The following is a 17,075-nucleotide window of genomic DNA, read 5'->3' as shown; positions in this document are numbered from 1 at the left end:
GTTGATACATCGGGGAAAGAACTGATAGTTAAATGGAAAGAACTGACTGTCACTTATTTTTCATAAGTGAGGCATATGATATGCTTTGTGAATGTACTGACTTCCTTTTACAATTTCAAGGAAGTTATTACAAAAATTTTACCCCGCGTACCTCCAAAAATAAGAAGGGCTGGTTGTTTGTTCAACCAGCCCTTTTTACTCTTACTTAATTAATGTCATTTTCTTTACACTTTGGAACGAATGTTTCTGACCATCTTCGTCAAATCCATTCGCTTCAAGTTTGTAGAAATAGACGCCCGAAGAGAAACTTGTTGCATCGAGTTCGATTGCCTGAACTCCATCTTCCATGTCAACATCATTCAGGATAGTAGCAACTTCCTGTCCGAGAAGGTTATAAATCTTGAGCGTCACCTTTGATGGAACCTGCAACTCAAACTGTACCGTCGTCATCGGGTTGAACGGATTCGGATAGTTCTGTTCTAACTTGAACGTTGCCGGAATTTCTTCTGTCGCATAATTCGGTTCGAAGTGTGCTAACGGAACCGGAGCGATACTATCGCGCATTAAGTATGATACCTTGTACAAACCTTTCACGCCTTTCAATTTCAAAGGCTTGGTTGATATTGTATCAATTTTTGTCGCTCTGAATTCGCGATTGATACGTGCGATAACAGAATCGAGCAACGTGAGATAGGAAACCGGATGACGATACGTAGTATCAATATGGTTTGCGCTGACATTCCGAATTGCCCGACCCATCGTTAATGCTGTATCAGCATGAGCGATAATCGTTCTGATTGACTTTCCAACAAAAACACTGTCTGCTGTAGTATCACGACAAACATAAATCAAATCACCCAATCCTTTCGGAGTGATTCCAAGATCGCTCGCCGCTACGTTTGTTTTCAGTGTTGTCAATTCCATTGTGAGGTGGTTACCGGCATTGCCAAAGTATGTTTCTGTAACTTGTTCACCGACAACTCCATTGAGATAGAATGCGGGATTACGCGGAACCTGTTGTTTTGTTTTTGGGTCACGCTTTGTTCCCCACGCTTTCTTGTTGTAAATCCAATGTTTCACTGCAGGTCCTTTATAAACCTGCCAACGATGGAAGAACCATCCCCACGTATTTATTAATGCGCTATCGGGTCTTTTGATACCGATGCGGAGATAGCCACTATCATTGGCATTTTCGAGACCGAATCCTTTACGAATAAAGACTGTGTCACGAACATTACCTGCCGTTGGATTTCTAATGAACCCTGATTTTTGTGGGGATCGACGTGCGGCGTTATAATCAGTAAGAATAAATGTGCGGAATTTACCTGTGTCTGGGACATAGAAATTTCCAAATTCCAATCCCGTAGTATCTAAACCGCTCACCATTGTAATCGAATACGGCGTTCCATTTGACGGATATGTTTGGTTCCAGAGAGGATTACTTGCTTCTGTCAATGTAAATACGTCGGCTGGAACATTGCTGAACGTAAATTCACCGTTTTCATCCGTGGTGACTGTATCGGGGGCAGTGTTTGTTCCATACAACACCATCTTGATATTTGGTAACATTCCTTCGCAGGCGATATTGCGCGTTCCGCTACTATCACGGTCGAACCATTTCGTACCGCTGATTGTACCGTACTCAAAGTTACCGAAATTTTTCCCTGATTCAACCGTACCACTGACAACATCTATTTGATACTCTCCGCTTACAGGAGTTGTTTGATACCAACCATCCTGCATTACTTCAGCGACTACATATGAACCGGCGGTTAACCCCGTGAAGCTATACTGACCGAGTTCATCTGTCGTATCTGTGGCAACTGTTGCTTCTCCCTCTTTTAAGGTGATTTCCCAATTTGCCAAACCAACTTCACCGGCATCTTTCACCGAGTCACCATCAAAGTCAAGAAACTTCACGCCGCTGATTGAGCCGAGTTCAAAGTTTGCAAAGTCCTTCCCTGTTACATTTGAACCTGACGCGATGGTAACAGAATATGAACCGTTCTCCGGATATGTTTGTAACCATCCTTGTTGCAATACTTCCTGAACGATATAACTTCCGGGGGCGAGATTTCCGAATTCATACTCTCCATCACCGGAAGTTGTTGTAGAAGCAACCAATGTTTCACCGCTGTACAATTCAATCGTCCATCCGTTTAAGGTCGGGTCACCCGCAGTATCTCCATCACCGGCAACATCTTCGAATTTTTTACCGGAGATTGAACTACCCTGATAGTTTCCAAAATCTACATTTGCACTTGCAGTCCCTGATTGAATATTAATCGAATATGTCGAGTTTGCAGGGAACGTTTGTGTCCAGCCAACTTGCAACATTTCATTAATAATCCATGTTCCCGTTTCCGAAGGACCGAACGAGAATGAGTATGCACCATTAGCATCGGTCACTGCAGTTTTCTGAGATAATCCCTTTGTCGCTTTGATTGTCCAGCCCTGTAAACCGTTTTCACTCTGGTCTTTCACACTGTCTGCATCGGCATCGAGGAATTTCATACCGGAAATTGAGGCAGTCTGATAGTTTCCAAAATTCACACCGCTAACATTCTGACCGAGAACAACACTGATGGAGTCCGGATTCGTTGTCGTTTGAACCCAACCATTCTGTTGAATTTCACTCACCAGATATTTTCCGCTCGATGTGATGGCAAATGAATATGCTCCATCCACATCTGTTATAGCCGTATCGGATGCGGCGCCGCGTAGAACGATCTGCCAGTTTGCTAAGCCGGGTTCACCTTCATCGCGTGAACCGTTACCATTCAGGTCGTTGAACTTCATTCCTGAAATTCCAGCACTATGCCTGTTACCAAAAACAAACGGGTCTCGTTCCGAACCGCTGTACGCATTCACTGTGTAATAACCGGGAGAGCCGGGAACTATTTGGTCCCATCCTGCCTGATTGACTTCACGGATTGTGTATGTTCCCGGACCGACGTTATCAAAACTGAATTCGCCTTCAGAGCCTGTGACAGTTGTTGCAACTGTATCTTCGCCCTTCATCAGCAAAATTGTCCAACCGGATAAACGCGGCTCGTCATTATCGGTAGAGTCACCGTTGACATCTTCAAATTTATAACCGAAGAAATTATCGTATGCAAAATTTCCAAAGTTTTTATTTGAAAATACTGCCTCGAAATCAACTGTAAGTGTATAAGTTCCGGGAGATACCGGCGCCGTTTGTACATACCCTGACTGATTCTGTTCTGAAACAGTATAGGTTCCGGGTGCAAGTCCGCTGAATGAGTACATACCATTTGCATCTGTCGTATCGTACCATGTTTGTCCGGGATCGCCTGGCAAGAACAATTCGATGACCCATCCGCTCAAGCTGTTTTCAAATTCATCCTGTTGTCCATTTCCGTTTTTGTCATAGAATTTCAATCCGGAGATAACGCCGTTAGGAATTCTCTTATTACCAAAGTTCAAACCGGTAAGCGTACTTTCAACCGAAACGGAGAAGAAATATGTTCCTGTAGGCGGATACGTCTGTGTCCATGCTGTATCATTGAACTCAGATACAGTATGCGTACCTGCGGGTACACCGACAAACTCATAATTCCCGTTTGCATCGGTGGTGGTGGTCCCTTCATTATCAAGAGATATCGTCCAACCGGCTATTCCGGGTTCGTTTTCATCTTTGACGCCATTGCCATCAAGGTCATTCCACTTCATTCCACGAAGCGTTAACCATGTTCCGATGTTGACATCAGAACCCATAACGTTATTCTGCTCATTCCACTCAGCAAATTGATTGTTTGCATCAACGAAGACATAGAACTGTCTGTCACCATAGGGAAGTGACGGAATAGTGAGATACGTGTCAATTGTATCCCGACCACCAATCGGTAAATCAACAGTGAACGGACTGCCGATTTGATTTCCTGTCGTGTATGGGTCTTCATCGTAGAACTTCACCTGAACACTATTTGCCGCCGCATCGGAAGTATCATTATTCTTAAATACTGCAACGACATGTAACTGACCACCAACGGAAGCATAATATGGCGTCGAGGTAAAAGATTCAACAAATAAATCACGACGTGATGCATAGATAGTAATGTACGCATTGTTAATGCTTGAATCGCCATGCGTGTCATAGACTTTCACTCCGACCTGACCATTGTATTCGTTATTGAACGTCAGAGTTACTTGAGGAGTAGTCGCATCACCATAGATTCCATTACCATCTGTGTCCCAGTTATATGCAACGACAGAGTCGTTCGGTTCGTCAGGGTCATAAGAAAATGTTGCATCGAGTGTGATAGGTTCTCCGACACGACCGGCATAGACCCCGCCCGAACCCGGAGGAATAGCAACCGCGACAGGCGGGTGATTTGCTGTGTCATTGATTTCAACAGTTGCACTTACATCATCATATTGTGCCGGGTCCCCGTTATCAACAACACGCAGGGTAATTGTATATGCGCCCGGTGATGGATATCCGGGGTTAATCGGGTTTTGCCCGGAAGCGTCCGGCGTGGTAAAGTTAATTCCATTTGATGCGTCCCAATCCCATGAATAAGAAACAATGGACTTATTCGGGTCCTGATGGTAGGAACTATTTCCAAATACCTGAAATGCTGTATTCGAAGGACGAGGTGAAACCGGGTCAATAACTGCAACAGGTGGAGGAATAACAACACCCTGTGTTAAGACAAGAATTGCAAAAGATGAATTCAATGGATCACCCATATAACTCGTCGGTGCATAACTTGCATTTCTGGGCCATGAACCATTCGAGTTTTGTTTCCACGTTGCGTTATTCAAAAGATGGTCAACATATTCTGCATACCAATCGTGGGTACCGATGAATTGTAAACCGGTATGGTTATCCATGATACGCATACCTTTTGCTACACCATACATAGCGTATGTATTGCCATAAAAATGATTTGACCAACTATACGCATCTAAGTTCCCGGAATTCCAGTTGTTATTTAAAAAATTAATTGCTGAAATAACTGAAGCGCTGGATGAATTCTCCCCCTTATAGACTAACGAACCGATACCAGCAGCTGTTTTTGTTATATTGTTCCAGTAACTCATTTGAGAATAACCGAAACCGCCTGTGCCATCTTGTGTATTAGCAAGAGTGTATGCAAGTTCCGATTTCACAAATGAAGGCGCTACAATTCCCCAACTTTTTTCAGCGGCTTCTAAATTTAAAGCGGGCCACTGCGTTGTTGAATTATCTGCATCTCCGTAGTTCGCAGTTGCAACACCGTATCGCCAACCACCGCGATATGCTGGAGTTCCGCTTTCTGTCTGGCTAAACGCCCATTGGTCAACCATATCAACACCATAATCATAGAATGTTTTCCCGGCATATACTCCTACAGTTATAGTGTCAAGTTGTGCATTTGCAGCATTGTTATGCGCACCTATTACAGCCAAATTTGCAATACCATTCACATACGTTGCATGACTGGAACCTTCCAGATATGCGCCTTTTCCATCACCATCTGTGTCGGGATTACCAGCAGTTTGTGCATAGATATTGTACTGTGAAGCTCCCGAGAGAAGATAATTCAAACCTAAACGTACATATTCTGCATAAATATCACGGTCGAAATCGTTTGTCGGCTTGTGACCATTCTCCTCAAAACAGAGTAATGCCGCGCCGGTAGATGCTTTTACATTTGAATTATCAGCCCAATGACCATCACTATACTGGTTCTGATAGAGATACAACAATCCTTTTTCAATCGCCATGTTAACACTGATTGTGGTGGTTGCCGCGGCATACACTCGGATTACGGATGAATCGGAACTCACAGCGCCTAATGCATCGGTGACCGTCAATTTCATCATTTTGTTTCCGGCAGTGGCATAGGTATGATTCGCCCCAATCATCCGATTATTCGGTGAAGAAACACTTCCGGTAGTATTCGTGCCATCTCCAAAATCAAGAACGTAAGAGTATGGCCCCGTCCCTCCGTTCGCATTACCCCAAACCATTATCTGTTGACCAGCCAACGCATTACCATAGGTTGTACTTGTTGTATAACTTGGCATAGTGTTCACGCGCAATTGATTAATTGCTGAGGATGAAATTCCTACTGCATCTATCTCATTATAGCCGCCCACTGCCGGAGAATTGATTGCGATTCGTACTTCTGAAACATTGTATGCTGTTGATGTAAAATTCACACTGAATATTCTTGACGAACTACCCGCACTTACCGCACTGCCCGACCAAACAACTTCCCACAAAGAAGTGCTGGGATTTTTAACGTAGATTGTATCAACAGCACCGGGGTTATACGTTTCCCAAATTGCAATGCTTGATACGGGTGCAGGATTGTTGAACAAGAATTCAAGATATTCTCGTTGTCCGTCAGGGCTGCCAGAAGCCCATGCATAGCTATTATCACCGTAATTTGGATATACATCTGGCGCACCTAATGCTCGTGCCGCCGACCAACTCGTCCCGCTGTACTGGGTACTATATGCCAACACCGTTGATGCATATCGAATAGACGACATCAGACTTTGTTGTTGTACCATCTTTTCTCTCCACGATTCTTCCGGTGTCATAGTTTCCACCGGAGTCACCATCTTTGGAGGTTCATAATTGTTTAATAAATCTTGTCCTTGCTGTAGAATGCTATTTTGATTTTGAGCAAACAAGATATTTGTTCCTGTCAACATTGACACCACACAAATGAATGCTGTTAATGAACGAAGTATCACTTGTTTCATAAGAGATTCTCCTCTATTGTTTTGAATGAGTAATATTTATTTAAGTTCTAAATTTAAAAACTCCATTTATTTCAGCGCATGTTCAAGCGCTAACAAAGCATACGCTGTTGCTAATTCCTTTTTATTTTCCCACCAACGATTGTTTTTGTTTACCCAAAAACCCTCGCCGTCCTGAATGCTGATAATCTTTTCAATCATCTCTTTTCGCCAGTTGCGCTGTTTGCCCGATGAATCGGTGATGACATCATCGCCATACACATCAAGCGCTTTTGCCATTGTTTGATAATAATAAAACAGCCCTTGCTCACCCATCTCAGGATTTTTTTCAACAGTATAATTTTTTTGAATCCATGTAAAGACTGCCTGAACTCGTTCGTCCTCTTTTTCCAATCCGGAATAAATAAAACTCTTCATACCGGCGTAGGTCATACTTCCGTATGAGGTGTATGAGCCTGCCTTGCTTTCACTCGGACTGTAAATGAATCCACCGTCATCCCCTGCCCATGATTGTTTGTTCGTTTTGAAATTCTGACATCGCTCAATAAAGACAATTGCATTATCCCAAAACAACTGAGCGCTAACTGCGAGATTTGTTTTCGTCCCGGAATATTCCTGTTCCTTACCGCTTGCTTCACTGACTTTTTTATAATTTTCCGATTCCTTCATTGCTTCAATCGCCCACTGTAGGTTTGATAAATCAGGCCGTTCTTTGTCTTTATATCCGATACCACCGAAGCGAGCATCCTCGGCGGTAACTCCGCTTGCTTCGCTGTATTGAAGTGAAAGTAAAAAGTCGCGCGCCTTCTGAATTGCATCTGTGTATTTCTGATTTTTTGTCTCCGATAACGCCATCAAACAAATTGCAGTATTATATCCTGCAAGGTCATCAATATAAATTCCACCATTTGGTTTTTGGCATTGAAGAATAAAATCTATCCCTCTCGCTACGGAGGTATTATTTACTTCGCTGTACCCTTGCGGGCTGTTGAGAAATGTTGAAACCGCAAGCGCAGTAATTGCCGGATAATGAGACCATGAACCGTCTTCTGCCTGATTCTTCTCGAACCACTTCAATCCGAAGTCAATTGAATGTTCAGCCTCTTTTCTCAAGGATATATCAATTTGCCCCTGCGCTTGTGATGTCACAGAAAGACAAAGGTAAACCAGAAATAGAAAAAGGATGTTTTGTTGTAATGTTTTCATAATAGCGTTGTTGATGTCTCAATGCAAGCAAGCACGAAAAATCTGTCAAAAAATACAATAATTTGATTTATCTCCGTGTTACAGAAGTCACAAACCAATTTTTAAACTCAAAATAACATTTCGTCCCGGCGAATAAACTCCAGAGCCGTGTATTTTATAATGCCGGTCTAAGACATTTTCCAACATCATGTTTGCCGATAATTGCTCGGAAAAAGAATATCCCCCTCGGAGATTCACAATCCAATATCCGGCTGTACCGTTTGGACCGATACGAAAATCCTTTTTATCATTAGTCGAGAGATGTGTTTGCTCGGTTGCAAATAAATTCTGGTACTCGAACCAATATTTCTCTTCTTGGAAAGTCAATCCAATGATTCCTCGAAACGGCGGAATCCTTGAAAGCGGTTCATTATCTGAAGTATTGGTTCCTTCCGTCCAACTTAGTTCGGAACGGAGTGATAGGGTGGGTGTAAGTCTATACCTCCCGGAAAAATTAATGCCCTGAATTTTCGCTTCACCGACATTCTGTCTTTGATACACACGCAAGCCGGATAATGAATCATCGCCGTTATATATCCCGGGTTTAGGAACGATGAGGTCTGTATAATTTGATGTATAGAAAAACAGAGTTGCGTTCGATTTTTCATCCTGATATTTCAACCCGGATTCGATATTGATACTTTTTTCCGGATGTAATTCAGGACTCGGCGTATCAAACCGTGCACCCGCGCCCGAACCTGATTTTCCGAATACGGCAATATCATCAACATTGGGTGCGCGAAATCCTTGAGAAATTCCTGCAATAAAATTGAGATGATTTTCCACTACTTTATAAAGACCGTTGAGACTGAATGTTACATCGCTCGGAGTGCTCACTGTCTCCCCAAACGGTACACCTAGTGTTCCCTGGAACTTGAACGCACTATATCGGACACCAGCAATAACGGAAAATGGGTTGTATGAAAATTGATTTTGAAGAAATGCGCCGAATGTTCTGTATCGTGTTCCATCCGGGAACTGAGATTTCACCGAACCGGAAAAATTCGTTGCTAAATTCACCGTATCTCTTCGACTGGAAACGTAATCTGAATACCATTCCAAACCATATGTCAGTAAATTCTGCTCATTCAAGGATGAATGAAGTTCGACTGAAGCCCCTACTGTTTGAATCTCATCCATGTCTCGTGTTTCCATTGTTGGTTTCTTCGTGGTGATTTCTTCACGCCCCTCCACCTGACGGTTATAACTCAACGTAACTCTCATCAGTTGAACAAACTCTGTTATGCCGTACGCATCATACGAAAGATACGATAGTTCCCTTCGCTGAGGATTGAACATATATTTTTTATCATCGCCCGATGCAATTTTATCCGTTCTCGGAACATCCTCATATTGTGTAAACTGATATGAGGCATTCAATTCATCCTGTTCGTTTACAGAATATCGTAACTTCACATCTCCTTCATAACCGGAAAAACCTGTGGCTGGTTGAACTCCCTGACCACTCCGCAAATCCTCATGCTTTCGATAGCCGCCTCCGAGATTCATACTGATATTTCCAACATGCGTTGTATAATCTAACCGACTTACACCACTCTGGTCAGCAGTTGAGAGCGTGGTCAGTAAACGCACACCAGAAACAGACTGATTTTTTATATCTCGCGTAATGAGGTTCACTGTTCCGCCTAACGCATCACTCCCAAATAACACCGAACCGGGACCTTCCACAATTTCGATTCTATCAATAAGAAACGGACTGACTGTATTTAAGTATTGATTCGGACCAAAACGAAATGTGGAGTTATTCAATCTGATTCCATCTACTAATAATAGCACCTGATTTCCTATCATCCCGCGAATTATCGGAGCGCCGGCGCCGTAGTTTGTTTTCTGCACAGTAATGGAGGGCGATTCGGACAGCGCATCGGGTGTAAAACGCGTGGCTCTCTTTTCAAATTGCTCTTGCTGAACCGTTACGATTTCACGGGGGATTTCAAAACTGTTTTGTGAAGTACGGGTTGCTGTAATAACCATTTGCGGAAGGGGAAACACTTTGTCTGAATCAGAATCCAAACGCACATCTGAGTTTCCTTCAGTCATTTCTTGAAAGAGAACAGAAGTTTGTGAATTGATTGGACGAAAGAACAACTCTTTTGCATCGTAAGCGCTGAGAACTGTTTGTGTAGTCAAGAGAAATATTAAGAGATAAGATTTTGTTTTCATATAAATCCTAAATAAATGTTGTGAGTAGTGATATTTTTGTTGACTGCAAAACTGAGAGAAAGAGCAACTCAAATTTTCATTTGAGAATATTATTCCCAAAAATAGTCAGGTGACTACTTTTTAGATAAGGTTTTGATTGTAAGTGTAACCGGAGTTCCTTTTTTCGGGACAAGTTTTTCGTTCACTGTGTACAGTTCGTCATTCGAACCACCCTGTAAAGGATTATCAAAAATTGTGAATGGGTCGTGGAATGTCGTAATCAACGATTTTTCCTGGTCTGCCATAAATCTTCCTTCGACCATTTTTGACCCGACAAAAACCCATGGCGTATGTTCCATAGAAGTTGACTGTTTGACATCCCAAATTAAATCCTCAGCACGAACCGTTATATCGTTATTCTCATGCTTCCATGTTACCCAAATTTCTACCGAGTCGCCCTGGGGCGTACTTGGGTCCCCCTGATATTCAACACCCCCCTTGTATTTCAGTCCCAGCAAAATCATTGCAACTTGAAGATGATATGGAACGACATCGAGGACAATGACACTCTCATGCGTTTTGCCGCCTGTCGCACACGCGAGTAATTCAATTATTCCTTTTTCCATATTGAATGTACCATTGAGTTTCACAGTACCATCAAGACTATTGAGAATCAGTTTTCCAATACGGTACGTATTCTCACTGATTTTTTCAATAGGATTTTCCTGAGTTTGGTTTGATTTATCAGCAGAATCAGGTTCTTGTGCAATAAGGCTTTGCACGACAAATAGAAATAAGAAAATAATAATGGTCGCTATTGATTTTTTCATTGAATTACTTTTAAATATTCTCTATAAATAATTATGAATTATAGAACCTGATTGCAAAAATAAAATGATAATGAATACGGCAATGCAATCGCCGTCAGAGCGGTTAGATGACTTGTGGTGTTACTTTAGGAGTAACATTTTTCCAGTGGCAAAATATTTTCCGGATAATGAAATTATTCTATAGAAGTAAGGACCTGACGGTAAATCATCACCGGTAAAACTAAGTGAATGGTTTCCTCGTTCAAGTTCCTTGTTTTGTATCAAAGTATGTACCTCTCGCCCAAGGATATCAAATACTTTTACAGTAATAAATTCATTTTCAGGTAAATCAAAAATAACAGAAGTTGAAGGATTAAAAGGATTGGGATAATTTCGTGATTCTAAATTTGTAATTGCTGAGGTTGAAGTGTTCAAAAGCGTGCCTGTCCCGAAACGTAACACAACCCCGGCTTTCCCGCCAGCCCACACAATAGTGCTATCCACAGCGCTGATTGCACGAAGTTGTTGCGTCGTCGGTGCAAACTGATTTGACCATGACAACCCGCCATCGTTGGTAAAGAGTATTGTTCCTTTTGTTCCAACTGCCCAACCATTCGAAAGGTCTGTCATCTTCACTGAATAGAGTAATGCCGCTACACCAGAAGCAACTGAATCCCAGTTAAACCCACCATCGGTTGTTCGACGAATAGTCCCGCGCTCACCTACCGCAATTCCAAGATTAGCATCTGCAAAAGATAACCCGTATAGTGGTTTACCAGTAAGTGAAGGTAACGCTGTCCAAACGTCTCCGCCGTCGGTTGTGCCGAGAATGATTCCCGTAAATCCACACACCCAACCTGTGTTTGCATCTGTAAAATACACATCGTTCAGAGTTGCCGGAATTCCGGATAACTGAGATACCCAACTCGTTCCACCATTTGTCGTCTTTAAAATCGTACCTCTGGAACCTACCGCCCATCCGGTTGAAGCATCGGTAAAATACACTCCATTAATATTTGCATTTGTACCAGCAATTCGTGAAAGCCAGACTCCTCCGCCGTTCACTGACTGGTATATTTTTCCTCTATCTCCAACAACAACAACATTGGAAGTGTCAAATGCAAATACATCGCGCAAATACCCGGAAAGCGTAATTGATTTACTCGTCCAGTTACGTCCGCCATTTGTCGTTCTGTACACAGAACCGGACGCGCCAACCGTCCAACCGGAAGATGTATCCGGAAAATGCATTGACCAGATATCCGCATTAAAACCGCGCGATGCTTTTGTCCATGCAGTTCCTCCATTCGTTGTTTTCAAAATACTACCGCTCAGTCCAACAGCAAAGCCATTATTCACATCAAGAAACTTAATACTCGACAGCCACTCATATGATGAAACGCCCGAACTTTGTGTTACCCATGTTGCGCCGCCATTATTTGAACGGTAAATTTTTCCGTTACTTGTAACAACCCACCCCGTGTTAGCATCAATAAAAAATATTTCTGTTACCCACTGCGGAAATGAATTTACAACATTCCAGGTTGTACCGCCATCAACAGTCCGACATACGGTTCCGCTTTTACCTGCCGCCCATCCTGTATTCGCGTCAAGAAAAAAAACTGTGGATAGTGTGTTGGATGTATTCGATGTTTGTAACGTCCATGTACCACCCCCATCATTCGAATAATAAATTTCACCAGCATCACCGACGAGCCAACCTTCATTTCCCGGTGATACAAAATCAATATCACGTAAAGTTTTCGTAATAGAAAGTGATTGAAGGGACCATGATGCACCTCCATCGTTGGTTTGTCCTACCATACCTGCGTTTCCGACAATCCATCCTGTGTTTGCATCTAAAAAGCTAAGATTGTTCACTGAATGACTGAACGTGGTTGGCAATTTTGACCAACTTGCGCCTCCGTCATTAGTTGTGAGAATAGTACCATACAGTCCACCTGCAAAACCGATATTGTCATCAATCATTTCTATGCACGTCAGTCTGTTTTGTGATACTAATGAGGCGGGAAGAAATGACCATGTTGTTCCGGCGTCGGTAGAACCAACGGCAGAACCAAATTGCCCAACTGCGAGAATATTACCTGAGGGTGTTATCGAAAGTCCATACAACGCATTCCCCTGTGGATATGGATTTAACCAAAACCATAAATCGTTCGGGGAAACAAGACGGGAACTTTGCTCCTCGAAAGAATCCGAATCGTATTGACTTTCAAAAATTACCGATTGGTTTTCATCAACTGCATTACTGATAATTTCAATCTGCTTTTCACTTTGTTTGGAAATATTTTGTGCAAACAAAGTAGATAGCGCAATGAAAAACCACAACGCAAGAATAAAAAATAAATTCCCCCTCGTAACATATCGAGAGATAACATGTGATGATAAACTCATGATTGTAGGTTCTTAGCGTTCAACCACTTCAAAGTTAACATTTTCAACAATGTCACCTTCAGGTCTAGCCCGAACTTCAATATTTACCTCTGATTGAATTGGACGCAGACCCGCGGCAGTTAATTCATCACGAGCGATGGAAATGACGTACCGACCGGGAGGCACACCAATAAAACTAAACTCACCGGTTGAAAACGTTTTTGTTTTCATACTGAATGTACCATCGCTGATTGTGACAGTGACTCCTTCAGTTGCCTGTCCTGAAATTCCGGCAACGGTTTGTGTCACTTTTCCATTGATAATACCACCGACAACGATTGGCAAGTCTGCCACCTTCAAAATATTGGGGTCGGGCATCACAGATACTGCACCAAATCTCGGAATCCAGTGTGGGTCTTCATACGATTGTTTTGGTAAATAACCAATGTAATTTTGGTAAGCCTCAGCATTAGGAATCATGAGACCGCTCTTTGTTTTGTAGCCGATACCAGTAACTTGAGGACCATATGTTTTCACTGAAACATCAGGAATATATCTTTCTGAACCATCTAATAATCCATTAGAATTTTGGTCAATGAATGGGCGAAAATGAATTGCAGATCTTCCAAGACGCAACCGATTATCAAAGAAGAAATCGGTCAGAGTACTTGAAGTTAGCGCACTTCCACTTAACACTTGGTTATACTGGAATTCTCCATCGACACGCATTCCACGAACATCAATACGTAAGAACGGCAAATCATAGGACAACTGTATGAATGCTGATACAAACGACGGTAAAAACGAACGATTGTACGACCCTATCACAAGCAAATTCTTCCCTATTCCACGACTTGCAGTCAACTGCACATTTTGCAATTTTTTTGCTTTATGGTCATACTGGATTGCAGCCGAAACAATAAAACTCAAAGGGGCTCGTACGGAAGAACTTAACCGTGTTGTCCAAAAATCAGAAAATCTGTCACTAGAATAATTAATCCTTCCGATATTCATACTGATGGACAAGCGCAATCCTTGAGTATAACCTTCAAGTCGGGGTAGTATTGCACGGCGACGAAGAGCCTCATAAATGCTTTGCTCTGCTTGTGCATTAAACACAACACCGTAAGTATTAAAATAAAACGGAACATTGACAGATAAACTCGTTTGTTCAATCGCCCTACTTAAGTTAAGAGGTGAAGTTCGTTTATACCAGTAATGGGCGAACGTAATATATGCTTGCGAAGGAAATGAACCGTTCAATAAAAACTTTGAAGCAAGCAGAGGAGAAAAAGCAAATTCACCTAAAATACCGGGAGTAACTCGCAATGCTGCTTCCGCAGTTATTGCCGGGTAAAATTGTTGACCATCATCCCGGATATCAACATATTGAGCATCAAGTCCAACAGTCAATGATGATGATGCACCATAATCAACTCTACCTTTTGCATAAAAATCTTTTTTGTAACGACGTAATTCTCCCCCCTTTATACTATACTGGAATTCTCCGGGTGGCACCATTAACTGTGAAACATTAAACCGATATCGTTGAATTTCCAGTCCGCCCCAATCATCATAAGCACGGACTTCAATATCGGAATTGCCATAAGGGATACCTAATTGAAATTTATATTGACCATCGGTCGAACCGGGATAGTAAGATAAAAGTCTACCACCTTGATAGAGTTCAACTTCCTGCGATGCAGGTGCATCAATAGAAAAAAGTTCTGATGCCAGCGTTAAACGTCTTGGCGCAGGACGATTTGTTACTTCGATACCTCTTATACTTCCAATGTACAAAGGCTCCAAATCCGGTTGCAAGTCACCTACAATTACTTGACGAACAATTTCACCGTCAAAAAAAGGCCACCGTATAAATCCTGTAAAATTATTTTCGGTAACTTTTTTATTATGCACTCCTTGGAACTTCCCTTGTAAATCCCCGCCAATAATATGCGTTCCAAATCCTATTTGATAGTGATGAAGTGGTTTTCGATGCTGTCCAACAATCGTATTAAACCGATAATCTACTCTCGCTCCGCCAAAGAAAAAAGGAGAGCGATCTAAACTTAACCCAGCGGTCGGCATTTCCTGGGTTTGGAACATTCTTTCACGGTTTTTTTGTCTTTTCGATATTGTTACGACAGGCATTTCCCTGGAACTTGTAATCGTAACAACTAAACGACGCGCATTATAATCGGATTTTATGCCAAAGATTTCATAAAGTAACTCAGTATCTAAATAAATATCCTGAGTAGAAATAATAAAGAGTTCATCTGTTATAGAAATCCTTCTTCCGCGAATTGTAGATATGCGATTATCAAAATCTAACGTATAGGCAGTGTCTTTACTAAGAAAAAAACCATTAACTTGACGCCTGTCAGCCGATACATTTAAATTAATGCGTAAGAATTTAAAGAGTTCGATTACCGGAAGATATGTACGACCATCTTTACGGAGAATAAACAATTCGACACTCCCCGCGCCCTTTAATCGTAATTCGACAGGAATAGACTCTTCATTCGAAGAACTTGTTGCTCCTTCACCTCCGGCATATAAACTCGTACCGAATGAACAAGTAAGCAAACACAAAATGATTATAAGTATCCAGATTTTGGTCATTGTAGTGTTATAGGAAATGTCCAACGTTGTGGTTCTGCATTCACCAATAAATCTGCGCGAATATCTGTGCGCTTTGTTACTGCCGTTAATTCAAGCGTATATGGTCCCCCTCCTGTAAAATCGGTTGGTATTTCAAGATTCATTTTGAGGTCTTTGTAAATAACAAGATTTCTATCCAACGTCCCAACAACCCTACCAGAGCTATTAAGAACTCTGCATTGCAATGTACCCCAGAAAGAAGAATTTCCAACACGTTTAAAATTTGCCTGCGTTTTAACCAAACCACTTTCGCGGTTAATATCTTTTATTCCAACAAGCTCAATTCCGGCAACTACTGGTTTTACGCGATAATGAAGAGGTACGGTAACAACTGTAATCATTTCAATAGCAGGACCTCTTCGATTTTTTTGCTGTATTGATTTAGATATTTTGGGTGTAACAATCATTTTTGCCCAATACTCGCCCGGTGGCATACCACTGGGTGGGTTAGCAAATATTCTTACACCTTGAGACTCTGATGGACCTAGTATAAATCTCGATGGATAAGCACGGATCCAATTAACCATCGAACGGTCGTCTGCCTGCAATTGGTCAGGCATTAAAATTAATATTTTCCCTGTATCGTCTGTTGAATGATAACCATATTTTAGTTCAATGGATACTTCCATTGTTTGATCCCCGGAATTACTTATTGTTAATACACCGGATTTCGATGGTGCATCAATAAATAAATATTGTGGACGTACTACAACACCAGCATCAACTTCACATATCGGTATGATGAATAATGCTGCAATTATTACAAAATAAAAAAACCTTGTTCTCATCTTCGTAGTCAAATGATTATCATTCCTTAATTCAGCCACATTCGGAAACATAAAAATAAAAAGGGGACTTGACGGGATACATTTCGAGTCATGTCAAACCCGCAAATCCCCTCACTTACGTTTCTAGGTTAAATATTATAGACCAGTGTAGTAAGCATTGGTGAGAATTTGACCAACATATGCATCACCAGCGATGTTTGTGTTCGCAGGAACTGTGAACACATAACCGAGGCGAAGATTGCAGGTACCACCACCACCGAGGTTGAAGGTGTTGGTTACGTTCGGATTGAAGAAT

Annotated in this window: 8 protein-coding genes; all 8 read right to left on the bottom strand. The window is 41.9% G+C overall.

Going from position 1 to position 17,075, the window contains the following annotated elements; all coding sequences use genetic code 11:
- Window positions 1–201: 201 nt before the first annotated feature.
- A complete protein-coding gene (locus HY960_04655; protein ID MBI5215020.1) occupies window positions 202–6,723 on the bottom strand; it encodes a T9SS type A sorting domain-containing protein in 6,522 nt (2,173 codons plus the stop codon).
- 66 nt (window positions 6,724–6,789) lie between these two features.
- Entirely contained in the window at window positions 6,790–7,869 is a 1,080-nt protein-coding gene (locus HY960_04650) for a terpene cyclase/mutase family protein (GenBank protein ID MBI5215019.1), read from the bottom strand.
- 144 nt (window positions 7,870–8,013) lie between these two features.
- Window positions 8,014–10,149, bottom strand: a complete 2,136-nt coding sequence (locus tag HY960_04645) for a TonB-dependent receptor (GenBank protein MBI5215018.1) — start codon at window positions 10,147–10,149, stop codon at window positions 8,014–8,016.
- A 113-nt stretch (window positions 10,150–10,262) separates the two neighbouring features.
- Window positions 10,263–10,958, bottom strand: a complete 696-nt coding sequence (locus HY960_04640) for a hypothetical protein (GenBank protein MBI5215017.1) — start codon at window positions 10,956–10,958, stop codon at window positions 10,263–10,265.
- 120 nt (window positions 10,959–11,078) lie between these two features.
- A complete protein-coding gene (locus HY960_04635) occupies window positions 11,079–13,352 on the bottom strand; it encodes a T9SS type A sorting domain-containing protein (GenBank protein ID MBI5215016.1) in 2,274 nt (757 codons plus the stop codon).
- A gap of 12 nt (window positions 13,353–13,364) precedes the next feature.
- On the bottom strand, window positions 13,365–15,953 hold the full coding sequence (locus tag HY960_04630; protein MBI5215015.1) for a hypothetical protein: 2,589 nt from the start codon (window positions 15,951–15,953) through the stop codon (window positions 13,365–13,367).
- Window positions 15,950–16,819, bottom strand: a complete 870-nt coding sequence (locus tag HY960_04625; protein ID MBI5215014.1) for a hypothetical protein — start codon at window positions 16,817–16,819, stop codon at window positions 15,950–15,952. The genes HY960_04630 and HY960_04625 overlap by 4 nt, the downstream gene beginning before the upstream one ends.
- A gap of 96 nt (window positions 16,820–16,915) precedes the next feature.
- On the bottom strand, window positions 16,916–17,075 hold a 160-nt coding region (locus HY960_04620; protein ID MBI5215013.1), incomplete at its 5' end, for a hypothetical protein.

Source organism: Ignavibacteriota bacterium (assembly GCA_016212665.1).
Taxonomy (GTDB): Bacteria; Bacteroidota; Ignavibacteria; order UBA10030; family SZUA-254; genus FW602-bin19.
This window is presented reverse-complemented; position numbering and strand designations above follow the sequence as displayed.

What these genes read in the sequence shown, in the direction of transcription:
- HY960_04655 (MBI5215020.1), bottom strand. Translation starts at nt 6,723, where the DNA reads ATGAAACAAGTGATACTTCGTTCATTAACAGCATTCATTTGTGTGGTG.
- HY960_04645 (MBI5215018.1), bottom strand. Translation starts at nt 10,149, where the DNA reads ATGAAAACAAAATCTTATCTCTTAATATTTCTCTTGACTACACAAACA.
- HY960_04640 (MBI5215017.1), bottom strand. Translation starts at nt 10,958, where the DNA reads ATGAAAAAATCAATAGCGACCATTATTATTTTCTTATTTCTATTTGTC.
- HY960_04635 (MBI5215016.1), bottom strand. Translation starts at nt 13,352, where the DNA reads ATGAGTTTATCATCACATGTTATCTCTCGATATGTTACGAGGGGGAAT.
- HY960_04630 (MBI5215015.1), bottom strand. Translation starts at nt 15,953, where the DNA reads ATGACCAAAATCTGGATACTTATAATCATTTTGTGTTTGCTTACTTGT.